The organism is Levilactobacillus suantsaii (assembly GCF_004115745.1).
GTDB lineage: Bacteria > Bacillota > Bacilli > Lactobacillales > Lactobacillaceae > Levilactobacillus > Levilactobacillus suantsaii.
On record NZ_QXIL01000004.1, the window covers coordinates 52,375 to 76,985 of the forward strand.

At 52.9% G+C, this 24,611-nt stretch carries 28 protein-coding genes and 1 other annotated feature; of the genes, 2 read left to right on the forward strand and 26 right to left on the reverse strand.

Features of this window, described 5'->3' with window-relative positions; translation table 11 throughout:
- Positions 1-8: 8 nt before the first annotated feature.
- The 6 genes from rsmB to gmk form a co-directional block, all read right to left on the reverse strand.
- A complete protein-coding gene (gene rsmB / locus DXH47_RS03140; protein WP_129031631.1) occupies positions 9-1,349 on the reverse strand; it encodes a 16S rRNA (cytosine(967)-C(5))-methyltransferase RsmB in 1,341 nt (446 codons plus the stop codon).
- Positions 1,349-2,293 carry a methionyl-tRNA formyltransferase gene (fmt, locus tag DXH47_RS03145; protein ID WP_129031632.1) on the reverse strand — a complete coding sequence of 315 codons (945 nt, stop codon included), beginning with the start codon at positions 2,291-2,293 and terminating at the stop codon, positions 1,349-1,351. Before fmt ends, rsmB begins: the two co-directional genes overlap by 1 nt.
- 30 nt (positions 2,294-2,323) lie before the next feature.
- Positions 2,324-4,732 carry a primosomal protein N' gene (priA, locus tag DXH47_RS03150; protein ID WP_129031633.1) on the reverse strand — a complete coding sequence of 803 codons (2,409 nt, stop codon included), beginning with the start codon at positions 4,730-4,732 and terminating at the stop codon, positions 2,324-2,326.
- Positions 4,733-4,745: 13 nt separating this feature from the next.
- Positions 4,746-5,954, reverse strand: a complete 1,209-nt coding sequence (gene coaBC / locus DXH47_RS03155) for a bifunctional phosphopantothenoylcysteine decarboxylase/phosphopantothenate--cysteine ligase CoaBC (RefSeq protein WP_129031634.1) — start codon at positions 5,952-5,954, stop codon at positions 4,746-4,748.
- 72 nt (positions 5,955-6,026) lie between these two features.
- Positions 6,027-6,242, reverse strand: a complete 216-nt coding sequence (gene rpoZ, locus DXH47_RS03160) for a DNA-directed RNA polymerase subunit omega (RefSeq protein ID WP_129031635.1) — start codon at positions 6,240-6,242, stop codon at positions 6,027-6,029.
- A 2-nt stretch (positions 6,243-6,244) separates the two neighbouring features.
- Positions 6,245-6,859, reverse strand: coding sequence for a guanylate kinase (gmk, locus tag DXH47_RS03165; RefSeq protein ID WP_129031636.1), 615 nt, complete (start codon positions 6,857-6,859; stop codon positions 6,245-6,247).
- Between the two features lie 220 nt (positions 6,860-7,079).
- Between gmk and DXH47_RS03170 the strand changes: the two genes are divergently transcribed.
- Positions 7,080-7,409 (forward strand): hypothetical protein, encoded by a 330-nt coding sequence (locus DXH47_RS03170; protein WP_129031637.1) that lies wholly within the window; start codon positions 7,080-7,082, stop codon positions 7,407-7,409.
- A gap of 159 nt (positions 7,410-7,568) precedes the next feature.
- Here DXH47_RS03170 and recN read toward each other — a convergent pair whose 3' ends face one another.
- The 20 genes from recN to miaA all read right to left on the reverse strand — a co-directional run bounded on the left by recN (position 7,569) and on the right by miaA (position 23,698).
- Positions 7,569-9,266: a DNA repair protein RecN gene (recN, locus tag DXH47_RS03175; RefSeq protein ID WP_129031638.1), complete on the reverse strand. Its 1,698-nt coding sequence runs from the start codon at positions 9,264-9,266 to the stop codon at positions 7,569-7,571.
- Positions 9,267-9,341: 75 nt separating this feature from the next.
- Positions 9,342-9,797 (reverse strand): arginine repressor, encoded by a 456-nt coding sequence (locus DXH47_RS03180; protein ID WP_129031639.1) that lies wholly within the window; start codon positions 9,795-9,797, stop codon positions 9,342-9,344.
- An 89-nt stretch (positions 9,798-9,886) separates the two neighbouring features.
- Positions 9,887-10,702, reverse strand: coding sequence for a TlyA family RNA methyltransferase (locus DXH47_RS03185; RefSeq protein WP_129031640.1), 816 nt, complete (start codon positions 10,700-10,702; stop codon positions 9,887-9,889).
- Positions 10,699-11,610 (reverse strand): polyprenyl synthetase family protein, encoded by a 912-nt coding sequence (locus tag DXH47_RS03190; protein ID WP_129031641.1) that lies wholly within the window; start codon positions 11,608-11,610, stop codon positions 10,699-10,701. Before DXH47_RS03190 ends, DXH47_RS03185 begins: the two co-directional genes overlap by 4 nt.
- Positions 11,600-11,851 (reverse strand): exodeoxyribonuclease VII small subunit, encoded by a 252-nt coding sequence (locus tag DXH47_RS03195; RefSeq protein ID WP_129031642.1) that lies wholly within the window; start codon positions 11,849-11,851, stop codon positions 11,600-11,602. Before DXH47_RS03195 ends, DXH47_RS03190 begins: the two co-directional genes overlap by 11 nt.
- A complete protein-coding gene (xseA, locus tag DXH47_RS03200) occupies positions 11,844-13,133 on the reverse strand; it encodes an exodeoxyribonuclease VII large subunit (RefSeq protein ID WP_233449241.1) in 1,290 nt (429 codons plus the stop codon). Before xseA ends, DXH47_RS03195 begins: the two co-directional genes overlap by 8 nt.
- Positions 13,134-13,182: 49 nt before the next feature.
- Positions 13,183-14,049 (reverse strand): bifunctional 5,10-methylenetetrahydrofolate dehydrogenase/5,10-methenyltetrahydrofolate cyclohydrolase, encoded by an 867-nt coding sequence (locus DXH47_RS03205; RefSeq protein WP_129031644.1) that lies wholly within the window; start codon positions 14,047-14,049, stop codon positions 13,183-13,185.
- Between the two features lie 266 nt (positions 14,050-14,315).
- Positions 14,316-14,750, reverse strand: a complete 435-nt coding sequence (nusB, locus tag DXH47_RS03210) for a transcription antitermination factor NusB (RefSeq protein ID WP_129031645.1) — start codon at positions 14,748-14,750, stop codon at positions 14,316-14,318.
- Positions 14,747-15,187, reverse strand: a complete 441-nt coding sequence (locus DXH47_RS03215; protein ID WP_129031646.1) for an Asp23/Gls24 family envelope stress response protein — start codon at positions 15,185-15,187, stop codon at positions 14,747-14,749. The genes nusB and DXH47_RS03215 overlap by 4 nt, the downstream gene beginning before the upstream one ends.
- A 47-nt stretch (positions 15,188-15,234) precedes the next feature.
- A complete protein-coding gene (efp, locus tag DXH47_RS03220) occupies positions 15,235-15,795 on the reverse strand; it encodes an elongation factor P (RefSeq protein ID WP_129031647.1) in 561 nt (186 codons plus the stop codon).
- Between the two features lie 76 nt (positions 15,796-15,871).
- Positions 15,872-16,936 carry a M24 family metallopeptidase gene (locus tag DXH47_RS03225; protein ID WP_129031648.1) on the reverse strand — a complete coding sequence of 355 codons (1,065 nt, stop codon included), beginning with the start codon at positions 16,934-16,936 and terminating at the stop codon, positions 15,872-15,874.
- Positions 16,937-17,030: 94 nt separating this feature from the next.
- Positions 17,031-17,324 (reverse strand): 50S ribosomal protein L27, encoded by a 294-nt coding sequence (gene rpmA / locus DXH47_RS03230; RefSeq protein WP_129031729.1) that lies wholly within the window; start codon positions 17,322-17,324, stop codon positions 17,031-17,033.
- Positions 17,325-17,350: 26 nt separating this feature from the next.
- Positions 17,351-17,689, reverse strand: coding sequence for a ribosomal-processing cysteine protease Prp (locus tag DXH47_RS03235; protein WP_129031649.1), 339 nt, complete (start codon positions 17,687-17,689; stop codon positions 17,351-17,353).
- A 21-nt stretch (positions 17,690-17,710) separates the two neighbouring features.
- Positions 17,711-18,019, reverse strand: coding sequence for a 50S ribosomal protein L21 (gene rplU / locus DXH47_RS03240; protein ID WP_129031650.1), 309 nt, complete (start codon positions 18,017-18,019; stop codon positions 17,711-17,713).
- A gap of 20 nt (positions 18,020-18,039) precedes the next feature.
- Positions 18,040-18,117, reverse strand: a sequence feature (ribosomal protein L21 leader region).
- A 134-nt stretch (positions 18,118-18,251) separates the two neighbouring features.
- On the reverse strand, positions 18,252-18,794 hold the full coding sequence (locus DXH47_RS03245) for a dUTP diphosphatase (protein WP_129031651.1): 543 nt from the start codon (positions 18,792-18,794) through the stop codon (positions 18,252-18,254).
- An 11-nt stretch (positions 18,795-18,805) separates the two neighbouring features.
- The gene (locus tag DXH47_RS03250; protein ID WP_129031652.1) at positions 18,806-19,747 is read right to left on the reverse strand and encodes a hypothetical protein; all 942 of its coding nucleotides are present in this window, start codon (positions 19,745-19,747) and stop codon (positions 18,806-18,808) included.
- A complete protein-coding gene (locus tag DXH47_RS03255; protein WP_129031653.1) occupies positions 19,740-20,618 on the reverse strand; it encodes an exonuclease SbcC in 879 nt (292 codons plus the stop codon). The genes DXH47_RS03250 and DXH47_RS03255 overlap by 8 nt, the downstream gene beginning before the upstream one ends.
- 265 nt (positions 20,619-20,883) lie before the next feature.
- On the reverse strand, positions 20,884-22,224 hold the full coding sequence (glnA, locus tag DXH47_RS03260; RefSeq protein WP_129031654.1) for a type I glutamate--ammonia ligase: 1,341 nt from the start codon (positions 22,222-22,224) through the stop codon (positions 20,884-20,886).
- 47 nt (positions 22,225-22,271) lie between these two features.
- Positions 22,272-22,658 (reverse strand): MerR family transcriptional regulator, encoded by a 387-nt coding sequence (locus DXH47_RS03265; protein WP_129031655.1) that lies wholly within the window; start codon positions 22,656-22,658, stop codon positions 22,272-22,274.
- A gap of 122 nt (positions 22,659-22,780) precedes the next feature.
- Positions 22,781-23,698 (reverse strand): tRNA (adenosine(37)-N6)-dimethylallyltransferase MiaA, encoded by a 918-nt coding sequence (gene miaA, locus DXH47_RS03270; RefSeq protein ID WP_129031656.1) that lies wholly within the window; start codon positions 23,696-23,698, stop codon positions 22,781-22,783.
- A 180-nt stretch (positions 23,699-23,878) separates the two neighbouring features.
- Between miaA and DXH47_RS03275 the strand changes: the two genes are divergently transcribed.
- Positions 23,879-24,055, forward strand: coding sequence for a DUF3042 family protein (locus tag DXH47_RS03275; RefSeq protein WP_129031657.1), 177 nt, complete (start codon positions 23,879-23,881; stop codon positions 24,053-24,055).
- The last annotated feature ends 556 nt before the right edge of the window (positions 24,056-24,611 follow it).

Consider the following 24,611-nt stretch of genomic DNA (forward strand, 5'->3'; position numbering starts at 1 on the left):
GATCACCCCTAGTTTTTCCGTCGAAACGCACTGACGAAGAAGCCGTCCGTGTCAAAATCATCGGGATAAATTGACAGCGTTGCGGTTTCCCGGTCCGCCTTCACGTTCTTAGTCGTCGTCACCCGCACACTTTCAAAATTCGGGTGCGTAGCCAAGAATTGGGCCACCACGTCATCGTTTTCCGTAGCCAAGATAGTGCAGGTACTGTAGACTAGCGTCCCCTGCGGCTTTAATTTTCGGCTGACCGCGTCTAAGATCGCCAGTTGAATCGTTTGGAGATGTTCACTGTCTTGTGGCGTTTTATCATAGCGAATCTCCGGTTTCCGCCGAATCAAGCCGATTCCCGAGCAGGGCGCATCGACTAAAATCTTATCAAAAGTCGCGTCCGAAAACTCGGAATCGACCTTGCGGGCATCCAAAGCCATGGCGTTGACTCGGTCGGCGACTTGCAACCGCGCGGCGTTTTTAGCAATCAACTTGACCTTTTTTTCGTGTAGGTCTAACGCCGTCACCTGGCCGCCCTTTTCTGGATCCAAAGCCGCCGCAATCTGGGTGGTCTTGCCGCCGGGTGCTGCACAGGCATCTAAGACCTGATCACCGGGCTGCAACTGTAAGGCTTCGACCGGTAACATGGCACTTTCGTCTTGAATCGTCATTTGGCCCTGGTTGAAGAGCTCACTGCGACTAGCCGGTTGTCCGTCGAGCCGTAAGCCTTCGCCGGAAACTTCGCTTTCGGTAACGGTGAAGCCCGCCATTTCGAGTTCCGCCTTGGCCTCGGTTTTCGTGGTGACCGCCGTGTTAACCCGCACGGACTGGGCCGCCGGTTGGTTGATCGTTGCTAAGATACTTTGAGTCTTTTCGGCGCCTAACTGGTCCGTCAACCGCGTTACCAGCCAGGTCGGCATCGAATAGGTCACACTAAGGCGCTTCAACGGGTCGCTGATTTGGTTTAAATCGGGCACCCCTTGGCGGTCGATGGCGTGTAAGATTCCGGTGACAAATCGGCGAATCCCCTCGTGACCGTTGTCCTTAGCGAACTGAATCGCTTCATTAAAAATGGCGCGCTTGGGAATCCGGTCCAGATAGAGTAATTGGTAGAGCGCAATCAAAAGGGTATTTTCGACCCAGGGTTCTAACCGCTCGCCGGGTTTGACGAAACTGCGTAAATAGTAGTCCAACGTCAAGCGATGTTGGATCGTACCGTAGACCAAGTTGGTCAAGAGCCGCCGGTCGGCATCGTTCAAGTCGCTTTTGGCGATCATCTTATCTAATTGTAAATTGGAGTAGGCGCCATTGGCCACCCGAGTCAAACTTTCAACCGCTAATGCGCGGGGATTATCTTTTGTCATTATTTCGCCACCTGTTCGCCCACTGTGAGCGTGTCCGTTGAACCGTTCAGAAAGTCTGTGATACTTAACTTGGGCTTACCAGCCGGTTGCAGTTCATCAATTGCTAACACCCCGTGCTCCCCCGTTGCGATAGCCAAATGGTGCTTATCATGACTAACTAGGCACCCGGGGACTAAATCAGTCGTTTGGTCGAGGACCCGCACTTGCCACAGCTTAGTACGCACCCCATTCAAGTAGAGATGGGCCGTAGGGTGCGGGCGTAAAGCCCGGACCTTGCAGTCAATCAAATGAGCGCTTAAGTTCAGGTCGACGCGTTCTTCTTCCGGCTTGATGGTCGGGGCAAACGTGACTTTCTCCGGGTCCTGTTCGACTGGCGTAATGTCGCCTGCTAAGAGTTTCGGCAACGTCTCTAATAACAGGTCGCGTCCCAAATCACTCAACTTGTCGAACATACTGCCCACGTCGTCTTGGTCGGTAATTGGAATGGCCCGTTGAGCTAACACGTCGCCCGCGTCCATTTTTTTGACCATGAACATGATGGACACGCCAGTTTCGGCATCCCCGTTCATGATGGCATAGTGCACGGGCGCTCCGCCCCGATACTTCGGGAGTAAGGAGGCATGGACGTTGACTGCCGCGACCTTGGCCGCTTTTAACAGCTTGGTCGGCAAGAACTGCCCAAAGGCGGCCGTCACGATCAGGTCAGGAGCTAACGCAATCGCTCGGTCCAATTCGGGACTACCGCTCAATTTGGCGGGTTGAAGCACTTCTAAGCCGTTCGCTACGGCAACTTGTTTGACCGGTGAAGCGGTCAAGACGTGCTTGCGGCCCACGGGGCGGTCGGGTTGAGTCACCACGGCTAAGACGTCGTAATCGTGGTCGATTAAACTTTGTAAAATGGGCGCGGAAAACTTCGGCGTTCCCATAAAAATAACTGAGGTCATTTAGGCACCATACTTTCTGATTATTGATTCTTACATAAAATTCATCGGTTCAGCATCAATGGCCACAGCGAGTCCTCGCGGTGCGCGCTGGGAGCCTTGCCGAATCTGGTCTAAGACCGCTTTTAAATGTGGTTCGTGTTTATATTTGATTACCACTTGATAATAATACTTCCGCTTGACCCGCGCAATCGCCTTGGGCGTCGGGCCCAGGATAATCGCCTGGTCGCTTAAACCTTGCTTGACGGCGGCTAAGATCTGATACATCGCTTTGGCCGCGACGCTTTCATCTTCGTGGCTCGCCGTGAGCTGAATGGCGTAGTAGTACGGCGGGTAATTGCCCTGGTGGCGCATGTGCATCTCAGTCACGAAGAACCGTTCGTAATCCTGCGTGCGTGCTAGTTGAATGGCGTAGTGATCAGGGTTAAAGGTCTGGATGTAGACTTCACCGGGCTTCTCCGCCCGACCGGCCCGACCACTGACCTGGGTCAACAGTTGAAAGGTCCGCTCACTAGCCCGAAAGTCGGGCAAACCCAAAGCCGTGTCGGCGTTTAAGACCCCGACTAGCGTGACGTTGGGGAAGTCCAGCCCTTTGGCAATCATCTGGGTCCCTAACAAAATATCTGCATCGTGCTGCCCAAATTGATTGAGCAACTTTTCGTGGGCCCCCTTGCGCCGCGTCGAATCTACGTCCATCCGTAAGATACGGGCCGTGGGCAACAACTTTTGCAAGGCGGTTTCGACCTTTTGGGTCCCGGTACCGTAGTAACGAATCTTCCGGCTACGGCAATTGGGGCAGACCGTCGGCACAGCTTCTTCATGCCCACAATAGTGGCACTTCATGACCCGCGGGTTCACGTGGTAGGTCAACGAAATGTCACAGTTCGGACACTTCAAGACAAAACCACAGTCCCGACACATCATAAAGGAAGAAAAACCACGGCGATTCAACATCAAGACGACTTGTTCGTGCCGGTCGAGCCGGTCTTGAATCGCCGTGAGTAGCGGCGCGGAAAAATCGTCATCGCCCTGGTGTTGCTTGAGTTCAGCGCGCATGTCGATGATATGGACCGTGGGCAGCGGCCGGTCGTTGATCCGGTGCGCCAACACTAAGCGGGTGTAGAGCCCCTTGGCGGCCCGCGCTCTGGTCTCTAACGACGGCGTGGCACTCCCTAACACCACCGGGCAATCGTGATACTTGCCCCGCCATAATGCCACGTCGCGGGCATGATAGCGCGGATTTTCGTCTTGCTTATAACTGCTTTCATGTTCCTCATCCATGATGATGAGGCCCAAATGTTGAATCGGCGCAAAGACCGCCGAGCGGGCGCCCACGACCACGGTCGCTTCGCCGCGGTCAATGCGGCGCCACTCGTCATACTGTTCGCCCTTGGACAGACCGCTGTGTAAGACTGCCACTCGTTGGCCGAAGCGGGCCTTGACCCGGTTGGTCATCTGCGGCGTCAACGCAATCTCGGGGACCAGCATCAACGCACTACGGCCCTGTTGCAACGCCACGGCGATGCTTTGCAAATAAACCTCCGTCTTGCCACTTCCGGTCACGCCTTCCACCAAGAAGTTTTTGGCTTGGCGCTGGGTGACAGCCGTGGTAATGGCATCTACGGCGGCCTGCTGTTCGGCGTTCAATCGTAACGGTGTCGTGGGTTTCACTGGTTGTTGAAACGGATCACGGTAGACTTCAAGTGGCGTACGCTTGAGCCAGCCTTTGGTCTCCGCCCCCCGAATCACCGCTGAGCTGACCCCCGCAGCGTGGGCTACCTTGGCCTGCGGCACCGGATGGTCAGGCAAGGCTTGCAGATAGGTCAGTAAAGCCGCCTGCTTCGGCGCCCGCGTGGCCACGCTTTGTTTGAGGTCTTCCAGTTGTTGTGGGGCCAAAGACGTGGTGATCCCCGGGGTGGTCTTGACGCTAGCCTTGTCCTTGACTTGATAAGTCACCGTAACCTTGCCAGCGCGACGTAACTTCAACAGGCCCGCTACCGTGTCTGTGTCGAGTTTACTGGTATCGAAGTCGCGCGCCGCCCCGTCAGGAAAGTACACGGCCCGTTCCGTAGCCGTCAATTCGTTGGTCGGGACGATTTGACGTTCAACGGAGGCCTTCAATAAGTTAGGCAACATCGTTTGGATACAGGTGATGCGAAAGGCGTAAGTCGTTTGGGCCAGCCAATCGGCCAATTGTTGGAGCTCTGGGTTCAAGACCGGCGCCAAGTCTAACACGGCGCGAATCGACTTTAACTGGCCCTCATACTGTGTGCTGGTCGTAAAGCCCACGACGACGCCCGAGACCACCCGGTGGCCGAACGGGACCGTCACACGCATCCCCGGTTGGAGTTGGTCGGCCAATTGATCCGGGATCGCGTACGAATAGGGGTCGTTGGTCTGCATGGTTGGCACGTCCACTAAAACTTGTGCAATTTGTGCCATCGTCATCCCGCCCTCATTTCTCTGTAAAAATTTTCGCCACGTGTTCGATTAGGGCCGTGGCGATGGCCCGTTTACTGGTAATGGGTGTCTGGTCGCGGTGACCGTCTTTAAACAAGAAGGTCACCTGGTTATTATCACCGTTGAACCCGATTCCTGCCTGCGAAACGTCGTTAGCGACCAATAAGTCCAGGTGCTTAGTCGCTAGTTTCTTCTGGGCGTTAGCTAACAGGTCCTGGGTCTCGGCAGCAAAGCCAACCACGACCTGGTCAACACGCTTGCGTTGGGCGACTTCCCGTAAAATATCGGGCGTCTTCTTCAACGTTAACACCAGCTGATCGTTATCCGCACTTTTTTTGATTTTTTGCTCTGCTTGGTGTAGGGGTTGAAAATCCGCCACGGCCGCGGCCATGATGACCCCATCGGCTTTTGGCAACCGGCTGATGACTGCTTGTTCCAGGTCCTGGGTGCTTTCAATCGGCACCACGGTCACCCCACTGGGCGCTGATAACCGTGTCGGAGCCGTGATCAGCGTCACGTCAGCACCGGCTTGTTGGGCCGCAGCCGCCACCGCGTAGCCCATCTTCCCCGATGAGCGGTTGGTCAAAAAGCGGACCGGGTCTAAAGCTTCTCGCGTTCCCCCGGCCGTGACCAGGAGTTTCTTCCCGGCCAATGGCGTGGCCGTCGCCGCTGTAGCAGTCAATTGAGCCACGATATCGGCCGGCTCCATGAACCGGCCGGTCCCGGCATACCCTTCGGCGAGCATCCCCGTTACGGGCGCCAGCACTGTCACCCCATCGGCGATGAGTTGCTGCCGGTTACGTTGGGTCGCGGGAGCCTGCCACATATGCGTGTTCATGGCCGGGACCACGACTTTAGGCGCCGTGGTCGCTAACCAGGTCGCACTGGCCACATCATCAGCTAGGCCGTTGGCCAGTTGGGCCATCAAATTGGCAGACGCCGGGGCCGCTAACGCTAGATCCGTCCAATCGGCAAGTTCGATGTGGTTGATTTGACCATCGGCGACCCACCAAGTCTCATCGGTCAAGACCGGGGCCTTGGTCAACGCCGCCAAAGTCGCTGGCGTCACAAACCGACTCGCCGCAGAGGTGAGAACGACTCGGACCGTAGCCCCCGCCCGCTGTAGGTCTCGGGCCAGGATTGCGCCCTTATAACTGGCGACACTCCCACTAATGGTCAACGTTACGTGTTTATCCTGAAACATCTTTGCCCTCCCATTCCTGAACAAAAAGGCCAGATTACCCACTGGCAACCTGGTCTCTTCTCCGCACTCAACTTAGGCGTTCAAATCCTTTTCGTCCGGATCGATCATTAACGCCCCGGCCGCAATTTCTTCTAAGGCTTTCCCAATCGTCTTGGGCGACTTGTATTCTGCCAACAACGGCTTGGCGTGGGCGTCTAATTCGTGGGCCCGCTTGCTCGCCAACATAATCAACGAGTACCGTGAATCCACTTGTGCTAATAAATCATCAACTGAAGGATAAAGTAGCATGTCTATTCGTCTCCAATCATTTGTTCATAATCCGGCATCACCCGGGTGACCCGCAACCGTTCACTGCGAATAATCGTCTGGATGCGTTCGACCGCCTTGCCAACCTCATCGTTGACCACGGCATAGTCGTAGTTGCGCATCATCCGAATCTCACCCACAGCTTTTTTGATCCGCTTATTGATCACGTCCATGGCATCCGTGCCCCGACCAATCAAACGGTGTTCTAATTCCATCAAATCAGGTGGCGTTAAAAAGACAAAAACAGCGTCCGGGCAATTTGCTCGCACTTGCATCGCGCCATTGACTTCAATCTCTAAGAAGACGTCTTTTCCCTGATCGAGGGTCTCATTAACATATTTTAACGGCGTGCCATAGTAGTTGTCAACATACTTGGCGTATTCAAGCATTTCACCGTTGCGAATGTTCTCTTCGAATTCTTCCTTAGACACAAAATAATAGTCGACGCCGTTAACTTCCCCTTCGCGGGGCTTACGAGTCGTCATCGAAATGGAGTAGGAAAAATCAGCTGCACCCGTTTCAAACAGCGCCTTACGGACCGTTCCTTTTCCGACTCCCGAAGGCCCCGAGAGTACAATGAGCATTCCACGTTTCGCCATTGTCTAAAAATCCCTTCATTATTTGAATTCTAGTCGGCTCGCCCGCCCGGTTAAGGACGCGGTGGGCGCTTAATCTATAGTTTACTATACTACCACTAATTAAGGGGCTATGGCTAGTTTTAGCGGGAATTTCTCGAAAAAGCCGGCTAAAAAAAGGCCTTGCAATTTCAAACACATGTTCGTATAATAAAAATACAAACAAACGTTCGAGGTGATCAGCATGCTTAATTCCGCTGCCAGTCGGTTGAAACCTTTGACCGAGCGGGCGACCTTAGTTTATCAGGAACTCTTTAATTCGTTGCCCGTGATCGCGGGTCAGGTGGTCTATCCCCAACTGCCCGCTTTTCAACTGACCTACTTTTTACAACAAGCTTTGATGCGCCACTACCACGTGACGTTACAATTCAAAGCAGCGCCACAAGTCGCGCCCATGACCGTCACCGGTTACCTGCAGCAAGATGTTGCCGGTCACCTCATTTTAAAATCGCCCCATCTTATCACTATCGTGACCCCCGCGTTGCTCCGTAGCATTCGCCGGGTGGCCCGGTAAAAGTGAGAGTTCGGGACAAAACACTAAAGTGCACCCTTTTAGATGGAAAATCCATTTAAAAAAGGTGCACTTTTTAAATTATTCGGTGACTCTAATGGTGTCGAAACGGACGCCAAAAGTCAGGTTATTGCGCGCTTTCTTTTGGCGTTTTCAAGCTAGTTATTTCGCTTTAGCCTTGGCTTCATCGGCTAGCGTCAATAGTTCGTGAGCGTGTTCCACCGCCAATTTGGTGACCTGAGTTCCCGCTGACATGCGCGCGAGTTCATCGACCCGCTTGGCGGCACTGAGCCGCGTCAACTTGGTCTCCGTTCGGTCACCAACGATTTGTTTAGCAATAAAGAAGTGGTGGTCGGCCATCGCGGCCACCTGCGGCAAATGGGTGATGCACAAGACCTGCGAGTTACGGGCAATCCCACTAATCTTTTCGGCAATCGCCTGGGCGACCCGGCCGCTGACCCCAGTGTCCACTTCGTCGAAAATAATCGACGTGACGCCTTGAGATTCCGAAAAGATGGTCTTTAAGGCCAACATAATCCGGGAGAGTTCTCCCCCGGACGCAATCTTAGCCAACGGCCGCATGGCTTCGCCAGGATTGGTCCGCAAGTAAAATTCCACGTGGTCGAGTCCCGTACGTAACAGCTTGTCACTGTGATCGAAGTGCACGGCAAAGACGGTCTTTGCCATGTAGAGTGCGGCCAATTCATGATGGATGGCTTTTTCCAGGCGCTTAGCGGCGCGCTGACGTTCGTCACTCAACTGGTCACCTAAGGTGTGTAACTCGGCGGCCTGCTTGGTCACCCGCTCTTCGAGGTCATCGGCCGTTTCGTCGGTGGCTTCCATACGTTTCAACTCGGCGGCAATCTTATCGTAGTACTTTAAGACTTGCGCCTCCGAGTCCCCGTACTTGTATTTCAACTGGTTGATGACTTCCAAGCGACGTTCGATTTCGTCTAGACGGCCCTCATCCCACTCTAAGGAATCAAGTTGTGACGACACGTCGCCCACCGCATCCCCCAGCGTATAGTAGGCGTTCTCCAGGCTCGTCGCAATTTGTTTGAAATCGTCGTCAAAGTCCGCAATCCCCTGCATGGCTTGCATCGCCTCACTCAACTGGTCGTTGACGCCGGGGACGGTATCTTCTCCGGTCAAGATCACCTGGGTTCGTTGCAAAGCATCGTTGATCTTTTGAAAGTTATCCAACCGGTCACGTTCGGCGGTCAACTGATCCTCTTCACCAGCTTGAAGTTGGGCGGCTTCGATTTCGTTGACCTGAAATTTCAACATGTCGAGGTGTTGGGCCCATTCCTTTTCGTTGGCCCGCCGGTTTTCTAGGGTGTGTTTTAATTTGGTGTAGGCTTGATATTTTGTCAAATAGGTCGCCGCGAGCTTTGCGACCTTAGCGCACGCGAATTCATCGAGCATCCCCAAATGTTTCTCCGGTTGCATCAGTTCCTGGTGTTCGTTTTGCCCGTGGATGTCCACGGCGGTTTCCCCGATACGCTTTAAGGTACTGGTATTGACTAGCATCCCGTTGACTCGGCACACGTTACGCCCGGTGCGATGAATCTCCCGTTGTAAAATGACACTGCCATCGTCGTGGTCGATCCCCAGGTCGTCTAAGACCCGGTAGGTCACCCCGTCCGGTGGAAAAGTAAAACTGCCTTGGATAACGGCCTTGGCCGTGCCGGTGCGGACAAAGTTGACCGAGCCGCGCCCCCCAGCGAGTAACCCGACGGCATCAATGATAATGGACTTACCGGCGCCGGTCTCCCCGGTCAACACGGTCATCCCGTTTTTAAAGGTCACGTCTAAGTGATCAATAATCGCAAAATTTTTAATCGACAGCTCTTGTAGCACGTCTTGGCCCCCTAAACTAAACGACCACCGCTACGTCGTCAGCTGAAGCTGGTCGGGAGTCGTGGTCGTCCGTGATCAATCCGCAAGCATGCGGTCAATCGTTTGTTCTAATTGTAAAGCACCCTGGTGGGAAACACAAATCGTGAGTACCGAACTGTCGTCCCCCACCGTGCCAAAGATAAAGTCATAGCGCATCTGGTCTAAGAGTGACGCAATCACCGGTCCGTTACCGGGCAAGACCTTCAGAATCGTGAATTGGTCCTGCACTGCAAAGGAGACGTAGGCGTTTCGGAGTGTGCGTTGCAACTTTTTTTGGGTATCGATCTTCTTTTGGACTGGTAAACTATACCGATATCCCCCGGATTCAGCCGGTAACTTTACCAGTTGCATCTCCTTAATATCGCGGGAAATGGTGGCTTGCGTGACCTGAATCCCCTCTGCGGCGAGTAACGCCACAAAGTCTTCCTGTCGTTGAATCTCGCGGGTCGTGAGTAATCGCTTCAATAATTGTTGTCGTTCTTGCTTCTTCACACCTAAGTCCCCCCTTAGTCGCTAAAATGCATAAATCTATCATATACCAGCGCTAAGCAATTGGGAAGTATATTCAATTTTCTCATAATCTAGTGCTTTAAGTCCGCATAGGCTGCCGTAACGGTCTTAGCGACCGACACGGTATCCGCACAAACTGCATCTTTATCAACCGAATGCAAGTGTATCAAAAATTCGATATTGCCCTCGCCACCCTTGATGGGGGAAAAATCGAGGCCCAACACACTGTACCCGTTAGCTAGTGCAAAGTCGATGATCTCTTGGATCACAGCCTCGTGGACGGCACGATCCCGGACGATACCGTGCGCGCCGACCTGGTCACGTTCGGCCTCGAATTGGGGCTTGATGAGCGCCGCCACGTCACCGCCAACCTTCAAAATGGCCTTCAACGGCGGCAAAATCATCTTCAACGAGATGAACGACACGTCGATTGACGCAAAGGTCGGTTGCCCGTGGGTAAAGTCACGCAATTGACTGTAGCGAAAGTTAGTGTGTTCCATTACGATGACCCGCGGGTCTTGCCGGAGTTTCCAGACTAACTGGTTACTGCCGACATCGAGAGCGTAACTCAACTTGGCTCCGTTTTGAAGCATCACGTCGGTAAAGCCCCCGGTCGACGACCCAATGTCTAAGACCACCTGGTCGGTGACGTCGATACCAAAAACTTCCAGGGCCTTGGCAAGCTTGAAACCGCCGCGCGACACGTACGGCAACGGATGCCCCTTGCGGTGAAGTTCAGTATCGATAGGCACTAACGACCCGGGTTTATCGAGCCGTTCTTCATTGGTCCCCAAAATCTCCCCGGCCATCACGGCGCGCTTGGCGTCGTCCAGCGAGGTGTAGAGGCCCTGCTCCACTAATAAATCTGCGACGCGTTTTTTCTTCATGCCTTCACCCGATCCGTTTTAAAGTAACTAAAGAATGCCGCTAATAAACTCGCATCTTGCCCACTCGGTAAGGCTTTCAGGGCTTTTTGTCCACTAGCGATCGTGTCGATCAGCGCCTGATTAGCGCCCTGTAAACCCAAGTGTCCGGGGTACGTGTTCTTGGCTTCGCCGGCGTCCTTTTGCGTGGCCTTGCCTAATTCTTCGGGCGTCGCCACGACGTCTAAAATATCATCGTAAATCTGAAAGGCCAGCCCAAAAGCATCAGCGAACCGTAAGTACGGTTGCCATTGCGCCGTGGGTAAGCCGCCCAGAATCAAGCCGGCTTCGACCGCGTAATGCAACAAAGCGCCGGTCTTTTCGCGGTGAAGCGTCTGTAACTGCGGCATCGACAGAGTCACTTGTTCGGACTGAATGTCGCGCGCTTGCCCCGCGACCATGCCGTTAGGACCAACCGCGTGGGCTAAGCCACTGACCAACGCAGCCTTGGTCTCACTAGGCAAGTCCGTGGCGGTCAGCCACTGAAAGGCCAGCGTCAACAACCCATCGCCGGCTAAGGTGGCCATCCCGGCCCCAAACTTCATGTGGTTCGTAGGTTCTCCGCGGCGTAAGGGGTCGTTGTCCATCGCCGGTAGATCGTCGTGAATCAGCGAATAGGTATGTAATAGCTCTAACGCCATCACGGGCCGCCAATCACGGTCATCGTCGAACTGGCCGCCGACCGTAGTCAACGTTGCCACCGTCAGTAACGGCCGCAACCGCTTGCCGCCAGCCAACAACGAGTACGTCATGGCTTCAGCCAGCCGGACGTCGGTGGTGTCTGCCTGCACCGCCGCGGCTAACGGCGCATTCAACCGGGGCACCCACGCCTGTTCAAAATCACTTAAGCGTTGACGTGCGTTACTGGGCATCCGTTTGGCCTCCCTGCGGCTTTTCAAATGGAACCTCCTGGTCGTTATCGTTCATCATGGTGGTCAACGTCTTTTCAGCGTCTTGCAGGGTCGTTTGCAACGTCTTACTCAACGCCACGCCCTTTTGGAATTGGGCTAAGGCCTGTTCCAAGGGGACATCACCTTTTTCCAATTGGGTCACGATGTTTTCTAAGGTACTCAAATTTTCTTCAAAGGTTGGTTTTGGTGCTTCTTCAGTCATGTTTAGCCTCCGTTGCTGGTTTAATAGTCTTGATTTCGGCTTCGGCCGTCCCGTCACTCAAGTGAATCGTGGCAGGTCCCGGCTTCAAAGCAGCCGTTTGACGAATAATCTGATCATCTTGTGTCACGTAACTGTATCCGCGGCTCATGATCTTCAACGGGCTCAAATAGTCCAATCCGCTAGCCAGTTGGGCCACGCGATTCTCCTGCGTCGTCAAGTACCGGTGAATCTCGTTGGTCAGCCGTTCCGTCGTGACCGTGACCTGTTGTTGGTCCTGGCGCACTAATGCTAGTGGCGTTTGACTCTGTAACCGTTGGGTGACCAATTGAACGCGCTGCTGGCGCTGCTGGAGTTGTAGTTGCATCCGCTGAGTCAACCCCTGTTGCGCGTTGTCCAGCCGCTGCACGTAGGTCTCGTATAACCGTTGTGGCTGTTGGAACACATAGCTGGTCATCAATTGGTTCAACCGTTCCTGGCGTAACTTGATGCGGTTAGCCATTGCGTTGACCAAGCGGGTCTGCTGTTGTTGGAGCTTGACCAACTCATCACTTAAGACCGGCACCGCCAGTTCAGCCGCTGCGGTCGGGGTTGCCGCCCGTACGTCAGCCACCAGATCGGCGATGGTGGTATCCGTTTCGTGGCCGACCGATGAAATCACAGGTAAGGTACTGGCCGCAATGGCCCGGGCGACCTTCTCCTCGTTGAACGGCCAGAGGTCTTCGATGGACCCCCCGCCCCGACCAATAATCAAGGTGTCAAAACTACCGTTGGCGTTAGCCCTGGTAATCTGACGCACGATGTCATCCGCCGCTTCTTGGCCCTGGACCAACGCCGGGTATAAGACAATCTGGGCGATGGGAAAACGTCGTTTGGTGGTCGTCATGATATCGCGAATCACGGCCCCACTCGGACTGGTCACCACGGCAATCCGCTTGGGAAAACGTGGTAACGCCTGCTTGGGCGCCGTGAACAGCCCTTCGCTAGCGAGTTTACGTTTCAATTGTTCATAGGCCTGGTAGAGTTGCCCCACCCCGTCTGGTTCCATGCGCTCCACGTAGACTTGATAGTTCCCACTGGGCCCATACAACGAGATACGGCCAACGACCAGGACCTTCATCCCCGTTTCGGGAGTGAACTTCAACTTTTCAAAGGCTGAGCGAAACATGATCGCGTTGATCTTAGCGTGGTCGTCTTTCAAACTAAAGTATTGATGCGCGTGCGGCCGTAACCGGAAGTTGGAAATCTCTCCGGTCAGATAGACCTTGCCCAAATAAGGGTCCATGTCGAACTTGCGTTTTAAATATTGGGTCAACGCTGTGACCGTTAAGTAATCAGTTGTTGCCACGTTGTTCCCTCCACTCACATAAATCCACGGTCTGTTGCATCAACGTTGCAATCGTCATCGGCCCCACACCGCCAGGTACTGGGGTGATGGCCCCCGCTACGGGACTGACCGCATCAAAGTCGACGTCGCCGGTCAATTTGCCCTGAGCGTCGCGATCCATGCCCACGTCAATCACGATGGCCCCCGGCTTCACGTCGGCAGCTTTAATCAAGTGGGTAATGCCCGTCGCCACCACCAAGACGTCGGCCGTCTTGGTCAGTGCCCGCAAATCTTGAGCGTAGCGGTGGGCGACCGTGACCACGAGATTGGCATTTAAGAGCAACGCCGCCATCGGCCGTCCGACAATGTTACTGCGTCCAACCACCACGGCCCGCTTCCCTGCCAGTGGCTGGTGGAGGCTCTTCAGCATGGTCATAATCCCCTGTGGCGTGCAGGATACGGGGTAAGGTCCGGGAAGATTCCCGAATAATTTGCCGGTATTCAGCGGATGGAACCCGTCAACGTCCTTTTCTGGGGCAATAGCGTCAAAAACTGCCCGCTCATCTAACCCTGCCGGGAGTGGTGATTGCACCAGGATCCCGTCGATTGTGGGATCGGCGTTGTATTCCGCCACGGCCGCCAATAATTCCGTTTGGCTGACCGTTGGTGAAAACGTCCGGACCACGGAACGAATCCCCAGTTGCCCGGCCTTCTTATGTTTATTACGAACGTAAATCGAACTTGCAGGGTCTGTCCCCACGATGATGACTGCTAGTCCGGGCGTAATCCCCCGTTGGGCTAGCTGGGCCACGCGTTGCTGGGTCTTTGCGTTCAGCTCACGGGCCAACTGTCTGCCATCAATGATGGTCGTCATGTTAACTTCCCCCGTCTCATAGTAAAGTAATTTCATCAGTGATTCTCATAAATGATCACCAATGTTGTCGGTGTCAGGTTACGGCACCCACAAAGTCATGTCTAATTCTAGCATATTTGAACTGAAAACGAACCCGGTCGGGTGCAAGAACCCGAAAAACTCCGAAAAAACACAAAACCGGCGCTTCAAGAACTCAAAGTCCTGAAGCACCGGTTAGTGATTATTTTTTTGATTGGGTGACCCTAAGACGTCACGTCAGGCACTGATTACGCTTGCGCGTCGTCACTGGCCTCGTCATCTAACGTGTGGGCCAAGACCCCGTTGATGAACCGCCGCGACCGGTCATCACTAAAGTTCTTGGCTAATTCCAAGGCTTCGTTGACGGCCACTCGGTTCGGCACATCGGTGACGTGATCGATTTCGAAGAATGCCAGGCGTAAAATCACCAGGTCAGTCTTCGCAATCCGTTGCAGTTGCCAGCCGGCACTCAAGTAACGCGTAATCTCAGCGTCTAGGTCCCGTTGGTGGTCTAACACCCCGGTGACCAACGTCTGCAGATACTCGGGCACGGGAACCGTTTGGTCCGGATCATCCGTTAACACTCGTTGGTAGAGTGCCTCTTGGTCAGCGTCCGCGTTGGCATTGAGGGCGAACAGCATTTGAAAAGCCCGCTCCCGAATTTGATGTCGTGTAAGTGTCACGATTGCTCACTGTCTCCTTCATCTGATTGGTTGAACAGGTGATCAGGATCGACCTGTTGCGCCGTCTTTTCGGGAATGACGCCTTCCACGTGAACGTTGACTTCACGCAAGTCAAGGTCCGTCATGAACAACAATTGTTGCTTGACGCTATCCTGAATGGCTAAGGCAACCTTGGGAACGGCGACACCGTAGTTCAGGTAAACGTAAACGTCCACAGCGAGTTCGTCGCCATCAAACGTCAATTTGACACCCTTACCGTGTTCTTTTTTGCCAAACAGCTCCGTTACGCTGTTCGCCAAAGAACCCCGCATCCGGGCCACGCCCTCGGTCTGACTAGCCGCAATGCCGACAATGATTTCAAGAACTTGCGGCGCGACTTCAATCTTTCCTAAGGCCGGTTCCTTGGATTCTAAAATAATATTCGTATCTTCTGCCATTCATTGACCCTCCCTTACAGATTAAACGTCAGTTAAGTCCGTTGCACTTAGGCCCGAGAAATGTAAGTCGAGTCCTGCGTGTTGATGGATAACTTGTCGCCTTCGTTAACGAAGAAAGGCACTTGAACCACTAAGCCCGTGGTCATAGTTGCCGGCTTGGAGCCACCGGAAGCGGTGTTCCCCTTGATGCCCGGTTCCGTTGAAGCCACTTCTAAGACGACCGTGTTTGGCACTTCGATGCCCAACACTTCGGCGTTGTACTGGATCAAATCCACGTTCATGTTTTCTTGCAAGAATGGGAGTTGATCTTTGATGGTATCGTTTGGTACCGCGATTTGTTCGTAGTTGTCCGTATCCATGAAGACCCGGCTGTCGCCATCTTCGTACAAGTATTGCATACTGCGCGTTTGGATGTCCGCCTGTTCCATCTTAGCCCCGGACCGGAAAGTCTTTTCTTGCACGGCACCAGTCCGTAAGTTCTTCAGCTTCGTCCGCACGAATGCGCCACCCTTACCGGGTTTAACGTGCTGGAACTCCATGATCCGCCAGATAGCGTGATCGACTTCGATGGTTAAACCATTTTTGAAATTAGCAGTTGAAATTGCCATAATGTGTCAGCCTCCTAAAAGATGTCCTCTTTATAATATCAATTCTCCCCCCTAAAAAGCAAGACAGGGGGTTAGTTTACAAAATAATTAACTCTCGCGGCACCGAGGTCAACTCCTCGTGACCACTGGGGGTCACCAGTAAGTCGTCTTCGATGCGAATCCCGCCTTGTTGCGGGAAATAGGCGCCCGGTTCTACGGTGATGACCTGGTTGGCCACCAATTTGTCTGGCCAACCAGCACCAATGTTGGGGCCCTCATGAATATCTAAGCCAATGCCGTGTCCGGTCCCGTGGATAAAGGCTTGACCGTACCCGGCCTGGGTCAGATACTCACGCCCGATTTGGTCCAACTCTGCGCCGGTGACACCGGGTTTAACTGCCGCCTTGATCTTCTCCTGGGCGGTCTGGACGGCTCGGTACGCGGCGGTCAACGCTGGACCCGGGTCGCCCAGCGCCACGGTCCGCGTCACGTCAGACGTGTACCCGTCCACGTAAAATCCACAGTCGATGGTCACCAAAGCGTTCTGTTCGAGGGGGTGGTCACTGGCCTGGGCGTGGGGCCAGGCACTTCGGGCCCCACTGGCCACAATGGTCGCAAAGCTCTCGCCAATCGCGCCGTGGTCTTGCATCCAGCGGGTCAGCCATAATGCCGCGGCCCGTTCCGTCATTTGCGGGCGTAGGACTTTAAACAACGCTTCTAGGCCCTGACTGGTCAAAGCCGTAGCGTGCCGTAAGGCCGCAATTTCACTGGAATCCTTGACCTGCCGTAATTGGTCGACTACGCCCGTTAAGGGGACCGGGTCGGCCAATAGGTTTTCATCTAACCAGGAAAACTCCCGCCAACTCAACGTGTCTTCGAAGCCCAACACCGTCGCTTGGTCGGCCTGTAACACGTCGTTGACTGCTTGCAGGTAGTTTCTGGTGATGACCAGTTCAACTTGAGGCACCGTCGTCTGCAACTCCGTTTGGTAACGGGCGTCGGTGATGAAGACCACCCGTTTGGGCGTCACCAAGACGTAGCCGTCACCGGCTAACACACTAGCACCAACTAGGTAACGTTGGTTGCTGGGTGCCTGAATTAAGAAACTATCTACACTTAACGCCGGCAATGCGGCGCGTAACCGTTCGATTCTTGTGGCCATCCTAACCCCTCCTCAAGGTTGTGGAACAAAAGAAGAGCTCAAAGCGAATTGGTCTCGCCTCAAGCTCTTCAGTCGTACGAGGAAAACCCCGTGATTATTTAGCTGCTTCTTCAGCAACTGGGTAAACGGATACTTGGCGCTTGTGGCGACCTAAGCGTTCGAATTTAACCACACCAGCTGCCTTAGCAAATAAGGTGTCATCTCCACCACGACCAACGTTTTGGCCTGGGTAGATGTGCGTGCCCCGTTGCCGGTAAAGGATAGAACCGCAAGTTACGGTTGAACCGTCGGCAGCCTTCGTCCCAAGACGACGACCTGCAGAATCCCGCCCGTTGGCAGTGGACCCACCACCTTTATGGTGAGAGAAGAATTGTAAGTTCATGTTCATCAACATATTGTTTCACCCCCGTGAATTTAATCAACGACTTCGTTCAAGTGAATGAAGTCGGCATAATTCGTGGCGACGTCCCGTAATCCATCCGCAAAACTCTGGAGTAACGTTTGTCCCTTAAGTTCGGTCGTTGCTTCCAGCTTTGGTGGCAGGTGCACTTCCAGAAAGCCCCCCGCCTGATTACGATTGTCCACGGTAACTGGAATCTTAGCGACCCGTTGTAACCCGTTGACCGTCGTAATCGCAAGCACCGAGACCGCGGCACAGACGATGTCCTGACCATATTCACCGGAATCGGCGTGGCCAGTGATTTGAAATGAATTGATTCGATCGGATCCGCGATGGATCGTAGCTTGAATCATCCGGACTCGCTCCTTTAATCTTTAAGCGTTAATGGCGTCAATGACAACCTTGGTGTATGGTTGACGGTGACCCTTCTTGGTGTGTTGACCCTTCTTAGGCTTGTACTTGTAGGTCACAACCTTCTTTTCCAGGCCCTGCTTTTCAACAGTTCCCGTAACAGTTGCGCCATCTACAGTAGGCGTCCCAATCTTAGGCGTCTCACCACCGACGAAAGCGACTTGGTCAAAAGTGACCTTAGCGCCGGCTTCGACGTTTAACTTTTCCACGTAAACAGCTTGGCCAGCTTCGACCTTGTACTGCTTACCGCCAGTTACGATAATTGCGTACATCTATGTGCACCTCCTTATAAGTTAAGACTTAGACTCGCCGAAGACAAGTGGCCGCAAAGCGACACTTAGAAACTCGTTCCGAGCGGTTGCAGCTGTGGAAGTCCACAAATACAACATGAGAATTGTACCGGAAGCCCCTGCTCCTGTCAAGCCTTTTTCCTGCCATCAAACCATAAAATGCGCCCAGCTAGATTTAGCTGGGCGCATTTCTTGCTAGCTGTTAACTTAATAATTAGTAATCCGCTGACTGACGCTTTAAGTTGACCTCACGTTTGGCTTCGTAAGCCGCTTGAATCTCATCTTGACTGAAGCCTAAATCAACGAAGCCCCATTTCAAGAAGAGCCGCCAAGCGTGGCGAAAATCATCTTGCCGGTGGCTGAAGTGACTGTTAAAGACCATCCGTTTCAAGATTAAGTATTGTTGGTCGAGGTCTTTGGCCGGCCGACTCTTTTCCAGCAAGGTCAAGTCCTCTTCCTTAAGCATGATCAGTTGCGTCCAGGTCTTCTTGGCCGCCACTAATAAGAAGAAATCTAGCGCGTCGGTGTACTCCGTCAACAGCGTTTCCCGTGGCGTTTTGTTCGGGTCACTTTTCCCCCGGTGGGTCTTCCAGACTTTGAACCATTCTGAAGTGTTGGCCACTTCGGCTAGTTCAACGTCCAGCGCCACGTAGGCGTTTTCAATCTGACGGGTGCGCGACAGTTCGAGATCACGGTCGCGGGTGATCTGCTCATCCAGCGCGATGGACTGTTGCACGAGTTTGGCAAGTTCTAACACACACGTTCCTCCTAGCTAAAAATCAAGGGATCCGAAACGACCTCTAAATCATTCAAATTTTCTAAGTACCAATCCCGCATGAACGGGTAACGTAACAGGATATCAAACCAGGAGATCTTCTGTTCATCATCGTGGACGGTCAGGACCCATTCCGGTTGACCCTCCAGTTGGTTGTTGAAAATGTCCACGGTCACGCCCTTATCCAGTTCGATGCGGGCCCCGTTGCCGTTCGCCCCGTTGGTCAGCATGTAATCGTGCTTCGCCGCAGCCACGAACAGCCGGTCAACCACACCGGCTGGTAAATCTGCCGAACGCACGGCATAATTCTGTCGGTTCGCCGCGTCTAAAATGTTGAAGTCCACGGAGTAGCCATAGTCCTCTTTCAGATACCGGGCAAAGTCGACCAAAACCTGAACGGAAGATTTGACCGTATCGGCAGGGACCGTCTCGTGCAGATCAATGATGAACAGTTGAGTTAGCGCGTGGCTGTTAAACCGAAACATCTTGCGGTCTAAATTTAAGTAAAAGAGCGATTGGCCCGTCGCTTTCTCGCGGTAGAAGACGCCACCATTAGCGGAGGTCTCGACCCGAAAGTTGAAGGTTCCCCGGTCACCCAAGGGGGTCAATTGTTGGGTCAATTCTTCTTGGTGATCTCGGGACTGCAGCATGACGTGTTTACCCTGATCATGCAGTTCTAGCATCCGCGACATGAACAATAAGTAGTAGTCCGCGTTGCTGTATTGGTGCGGAAAGGTCACGTAATCTGAATCCAACTGAAAGTCGGCCAGTTCCGTTGCCGCAGCGACCAGTTCATCGGCATCGTGGGTTTTGATCAGTTGGTCCATCAGCTGGGTAAATTTTAAGCCGGTAGCCAACCCGCTCTTAATGGCCTCGTTATAGTTCAACAACCGACCACTAATCGTCAGAGTTGCTGGATCATTGTCATTAATCATCAGCCTTCACCCCGCCTTCACTCTTGCCAATCAGACTATTGAGGTAGTCAGCGTAGAGGCTTTGATTGTGGGCCTCAAAGTGTTCAAAGTCGTCAAAGGCATCCCGAATACTTTGCTTTTCGTAGTTTAAAATCGTGTCTTCCTTGGACAACACTAGGATTTGGTCGTCGTTTTTCTTAATCAGTTTGTGTGCGTTCAAGGCTTTTTCGTCCTGGTCAGCCAACTGCGTCAACTGGTCGATGATGCCTTGCCGTTCGTCCTTTAATTTGCCGGAGTCCCATGGCAGGCTACTTTTTTGACTATTTTCTTTTAATTGTTCACGCAACTTGGTCTTTTGATTATCCCGAACTGGCTGCGCATCCATCAGTTTTTGCAGGTCTTCACTTTGCGCCGAAATCTTCTCGATTTGCGCCGTATTCAAGCGTTGATGCTGACTTTCCAGGTTGAAGGACTGTTGGAGCTTCTGGTACTCCGTCTGGTCGAACTCGAATTTAACGTTAATCACATCGAGGTCACCAAACAGGCGCCGATCCCACCAGTTCCCAAAATAAATGTGAAAGAGGCCCGTCGTGTACTCGTCATAGTAAAAGAACGGGTAAATATGACCCAAATAATCAATCAGCCGGTCACTTAAATAGTGACTGATCTGGGGGTGAATATTGTCGACCAATTCCGCAAGATGATTCACGGTCTTAGTCGCCCGGGTCTTCTTGACCTCTTTATGATAGCGGACCTGGTCAAGTAATTCGTAGACTTGCCGGTCATCGCCGTGTTGAACCGCTGCCTGCAACGTGCTCAAGTAATCGAGTTTGTTGGCGATTGCCTGGGTTAAAACGTCGGCAGCACTTGCTTGCTGTTCTTGATTTTCCATGAATTATCCCTCATTCTCGTGTTCTTAGGCACTGCCGTGAACATTGGTTATAAGTTCATGTTACCAAAAAAAGACACAGAATAAAGCAGTTTGCCCCAATTTTGACCAAAAACAATACTTTTTATAATGACGACCGCCATAATTTACCCGGTAGACCCTTTTACCTCGGTCAAACGCTACGGCCGTCATACCAAGACCCAAAAGGACCGTTGATGACATCGCCATCAACGGTCCCGTTTCAAAATTTAAATTTTTACCTAAACCTTTAGTAGAGTTCCAGGTACTGGTCCCGTTCCCACTGGGAAACCTGAGTCCGGTAGGAATTGTACTCGAGGTTCTTGGCTTCGATGAAGCTCTGGTACAGGTGATTCCCCATGGCGTTACGCATGACCTCATCAGCCGCCAAATCCTTAAGGGTGTTATGCAAGGTGTCTGGCAAATTGGTGATGTGGTTCTCTTGCCGTTCCTCGGCATCCATCCGGTAGATGTTGCGGTCCACGGCCTCTTGTGGGACCAGCTGGTTCCGTAAGCCGTCTAAGCCGGCCTCTAAGACCGCTGCGATGGCCAAATAAGGATTGGCCGCCGGGTCAACGCTACGCAACTCTAACCGTGTCGATAAGCCGCGTGAGCTTGGGACCCGGATCAATGGTGAACGGTTCGACCCGGACCAGGCCACGTAAACTGGCGCTTCGTACCCCGGCACTAACCGCTTGTAGCTGTTCACAATGGGGTTGCAGATAGCGGTAAAGCTACGGGCGTGCTTCAACAGACCGCCCAGGAAGTGGAACGCGTCTTCAGATAATTCCATCTTCCCCTGCTTGTCGTAAAAGGCGTTGCCCTTGTCGTGGAAGAGCGACATGTTCAGGTGCATCCCTGAGCCATTGATGCCCGTCAACGGTTTCGGCATGAACGTTGCGAACAGCCCGTACTTGCGGGCAATCGTCTTGACAACCAGTTTGAAGGTCTGGATGTTATCCGCCGCGGTCAACGCATCGGCATACTTGAAGTCGATTTCGTGTTGGCCAGGAGCCACTTCGTGATGGGCCGCTTCGACGTCAAAGCCCATTTTTTCCAGGGTCAGTACGATTTCCCGTCGGCAATTTTCCCCCAAGTCCATCGGGGCCATGTCGAAGTAGCTCCCTTTATCGTTTAATTCCATGGTCGGCTTCCCGTTTTCATCCATCTTGAACAGGAAGAATTCCGGTTCTGGACCGATATTGAAGTCGGTAAAACCGGCCTTACGCATATCGCTGAGGACCCGAATTAAGTTGTTCCGCGGGTCGCCTTCGAAAGGTTCGCCGTTGGGCTTATAGACCTCACAGATGACCCGGGCGATTTTGCCCCGTTCCGTACTCCACGGGAAGATCATCCACGTGGATAAGTCGGGATACAGGTACATGTCACTTTCTTCGATACGGACGAAGCCATCGATCGAAGACCCGTCAAACATGAGCTTGTTATCCAATAATTTTCCTAATTGACTGATTGGGACTTCCACGTTTTTGATCGTACCGAACAGGTCAGTGAACATTAACCGCAAGAACTTGACGTCTTCGTCCTTCGCCATCTGACGAATATCGTCTTTTGTGTATGCCGGTTTTGCCATTCAAATCGCTCCCTATCAAATTTTTAACTGCCAAACTACCTTACTTGCTAAAGAGGCCGGTGCGGCTCGTGTGCAGCGTTCGGCCGGTTAAGGCCGCCCTGACGCAAGATTTCATCCTGCAAGATGTGTCGCACGTCCTCGTCCGTCAACGGCTGCTTTTGAGCTGCTTTTTTGGCCGCGGCCGCTTGGGCTTGCTGGGTGTAAATTGCCTTGATGCCCGCCACGTTGACCCCATCATCGAGATAATCCTTGATTTCTAACAACCGGTCGACGTCGTTCAACGAATACATGCGCCGGTTGCCTTCGTTACGTTGTGGCGTAATAAGTTCTTGCGCCTCGTAGTACCGAATTTGCCGGGCAGTCAAACTCGTCAATTTCATCACGGTTCCAATTGGTAAAACGGCCAGTGACCGTCGAAGTTCTTTACCTTTCAACCTACCGACCCCCCTTCAACACTACCGATATCATACCACGCCACCGGGGGGAGTCAAGGTATCGTGTTAGATTTTATAACATGAACCTCGTTTTCCGCCCCATCTTTAGTTAATCGTAAAAACTAATGCCCCCACCACCGGGTGACGAGATCCACCACCTGGTCCTGTTGTTCCGGGTGTTGCACGAGATTAAACCAACGGGCCATCGTCTGGTGCCGAAACCAAGTCAATTGTCGTTTGGCATAGTGGCGGGAATCTTGCTTGACGCGGTCGATGCCCGCCGCTAAGCGCTCAGGATCGTCTAAGACTGGTAAGAGTTCGCGGTAACCAATGCCACTGGCAGCGGGTAAGGCACTCCCACCCTGCTGGGCCAGCCAGCGGACTTCATCTAATAGCCCGTTTTGAACCATCACATCCACCCGTTGATTGATACGTTGGTACAGCAACTGACGGTCCGTGGTCAACGCCACATATTGCTCATCATAAGTCGGTCCCCCATTTTTCTGCTGGGAGAACAACTGGCCCGTGACCTGAATCACCTCTAGTGCGCGAACCGTCCGCCGGATATTAGTCGGCGGAATCTTCGCGGCCGCTACCGGGTCACGTTGTTGTAGACGCTGCCACAACGCTTCGGGGCCCTGTTCGGCGGCTTCCTGGCGTAACGTTTGCCGAATCTCAGGATCACCCGGCGCATCGGCTCCCAAAGCCAAGCCATCGAAGAGCGCCTGTAAATAAAAGCCGGTTCCCCCCGCGATGATTGGTAAATGACCCCGAGCCGTAATGGCCGTGATCAACGGCCGGGCGGCTACCACGAACTGGGCCACGGTAAACTGCTGAGTGACGTCACACACATCGATCAGATACTGAGGCACCACCCGCTGTTCGGCCGGGGTGGCCTTGGCCGTGCCAATATCCAGGTGGCGATACACCTGCATCGAGTCCCCAGAAATAATCTCACCATTGAATTTTTGGGCCAACTTCAAAGCCAACGCAGTCTTGCCGACCGCTGTCGGGCCCACGATGGCCAACACTTTTTCCATAATCAGGGTCCCCTCAATCTAAGATAAGTTAAGGGTAACATAGGACTGCCGCCCGCGCAGAAAAAATGTGGCCACCGTCCACTTAAGGCCAAATGGAGTTAAATCACTAGCTATTTCACTGCCAAGCCTGCATAATGGAAGCGGATAATTGATTTGCCCACTGAAAGGAGTTCACTTAAAATGAAACATTTTACCAAGGGGTTCCTCTTTGGGGTCGTGGCTACTGCCAGTGCCGTTGCCGGCGCCGTCTTCTCCTTTAAGAAAAAGGTCGTCCAACCCATCGAAGACCAAGAAGCTCGCTTTGAAGAAAACCGTAAAAAAGCCAACCGTAAGAGTCATGCCGCCCACCACGGCTAAGACGTCTCACCGGCCGACCGTTACCTGCGTTGCTGGATGCTAATTCATCCAACAACGCTTTTTTTGTCCAAAATTTGGCTCGTCACCAGTCAACTCTAACGGTGACTCCTACTGACTAGTAAGTGAAACAACCATTCCTACCAGGTGGTTCTTCCAGCAGTCGTCTACTCATTTAGTTAATAATTGGGGTCAAGCACGACGCAGGTTCAACACCATTCTGAGAAATCGTGGCGAGTCCGTACACATCTTGCTGCTGGCGTGGTCACCACGGCCATACCCCCAGGCCGTTGGTTAGTCCTGTGACCGTTCCTTGCTTCTGACACTTACTTTTTTCTTATCTTCCCAGGAGCCCGTGCTAATGCCCGCTTAGCGGTGATTATGAATAATTCATGAATAAAGTTTGAGGACTTTTCTCATAAAACAGGGTTGAAAATGAGAATTTGATTAACTATAATCAATCACAATAAACGATTATCAGATTAAAGCTTCATCAAAACGCTGATTACATTAGCGTTTGCCTGAAAATGAGAGATACATTAGAAAATGGGGGCTTTCC

What these genes read in the sequence shown, in the direction of transcription:
- rsmB (WP_129031631.1), bottom strand. Translation starts at nt 1,349, where the DNA reads ATGACAAAAGATAATCCCCGCGCATTAGCGGTTGAAAGTTTGACTCGG.
- fmt (WP_129031632.1), bottom strand. Translation starts at nt 2,293, where the DNA reads ATGACCTCAGTTATTTTTATGGGAACGCCGAAGTTTTCCGCGCCCATT.
- priA (WP_129031633.1), bottom strand. Translation starts at nt 4,732, where the DNA reads ATGGCACAAATTGCACAAGTTTTAGTGGACGTGCCAACCATGCAGACC.
- coaBC (WP_129031634.1), bottom strand. Translation starts at nt 5,954, where the DNA reads ATGTTTCAGGATAAACACGTAACGTTGACCATTAGTGGGAGTGTCGCC.
- rpoZ (WP_129031635.1), bottom strand. Translation starts at nt 6,242, where the DNA reads ATGCTACTTTATCCTTCAGTTGATGATTTATTAGCACAAGTGGATTCA.
- gmk (WP_129031636.1), bottom strand. Translation starts at nt 6,859, where the DNA reads ATGGCGAAACGTGGAATGCTCATTGTACTCTCGGGGCCTTCGGGAGTC.
- DXH47_RS03170 (WP_129031637.1), top strand. Translation starts at nt 7,080, where the DNA reads ATGCTTAATTCCGCTGCCAGTCGGTTGAAACCTTTGACCGAGCGGGCG.
- DXH47_RS03185 (WP_129031640.1), bottom strand. Translation starts at nt 10,702, where the DNA reads ATGAAGAAAAAACGCGTCGCAGATTTATTAGTGGAGCAGGGCCTCTAC.
- DXH47_RS03190 (WP_129031641.1), bottom strand. Translation starts at nt 11,610, where the DNA reads ATGCCCAGTAACGCACGTCAACGCTTAAGTGATTTTGAACAGGCGTGG.
- DXH47_RS03195 (WP_129031642.1), bottom strand. Translation starts at nt 11,851, where the DNA reads ATGACTGAAGAAGCACCAAAACCAACCTTTGAAGAAAATTTGAGTACC.
- xseA (WP_233449241.1), bottom strand. Translation starts at nt 13,133, where the DNA reads ATGGACCCTTATTTGGGCAAGGTCTATCTGACCGGAGAGATTTCCAAC.
- DXH47_RS03205 (WP_129031644.1), bottom strand. Translation starts at nt 14,049, where the DNA reads ATGACGACCATCATTGATGGCAGACAGTTGGCCCGTGAGCTGAACGCA.
- DXH47_RS03215 (WP_129031646.1), bottom strand. Translation starts at nt 15,187, where the DNA reads ATGGCAGAAGATACGAATATTATTTTAGAATCCAAGGAACCGGCCTTA.
- efp (WP_129031647.1), bottom strand. Translation starts at nt 15,795, where the DNA reads ATGGCAATTTCAACTGCTAATTTCAAAAATGGTTTAACCATCGAAGTC.
- DXH47_RS03225 (WP_129031648.1), bottom strand. Translation starts at nt 16,936, where the DNA reads ATGGCCACAAGAATCGAACGGTTACGCGCCGCATTGCCGGCGTTAAGT.
- rpmA (WP_129031729.1), bottom strand. Translation starts at nt 17,324, where the DNA reads ATGAACATGAACTTACAATTCTTCTCTCACCATAAAGGTGGTGGGTCC.
- DXH47_RS03235 (WP_129031649.1), bottom strand. Translation starts at nt 17,689, where the DNA reads ATGATTCAAGCTACGATCCATCGCGGATCCGATCGAATCAATTCATTT.
- rplU (WP_129031650.1), bottom strand. Translation starts at nt 18,019, where the DNA reads ATGTACGCAATTATCGTAACTGGCGGTAAGCAGTACAAGGTCGAAGCT.
- DXH47_RS03250 (WP_129031652.1), bottom strand. Translation starts at nt 19,747, where the DNA reads ATGATTAATGACAATGATCCAGCAACTCTGACGATTAGTGGTCGGTTG.
- DXH47_RS03255 (WP_129031653.1), bottom strand. Translation starts at nt 20,618, where the DNA reads ATGGAAAATCAAGAACAGCAAGCAAGTGCTGCCGACGTTTTAACCCAG.
- glnA (WP_129031654.1), bottom strand. Translation starts at nt 22,224, where the DNA reads ATGGCAAAACCGGCATACACAAAAGACGATATTCGTCAGATGGCGAAG.
- miaA (WP_129031656.1), bottom strand. Translation starts at nt 23,698, where the DNA reads ATGGAAAAAGTGTTGGCCATCGTGGGCCCGACAGCGGTCGGCAAGACT.
- DXH47_RS03275 (WP_129031657.1), top strand. Translation starts at nt 23,879, where the DNA reads ATGAAACATTTTACCAAGGGGTTCCTCTTTGGGGTCGTGGCTACTGCC.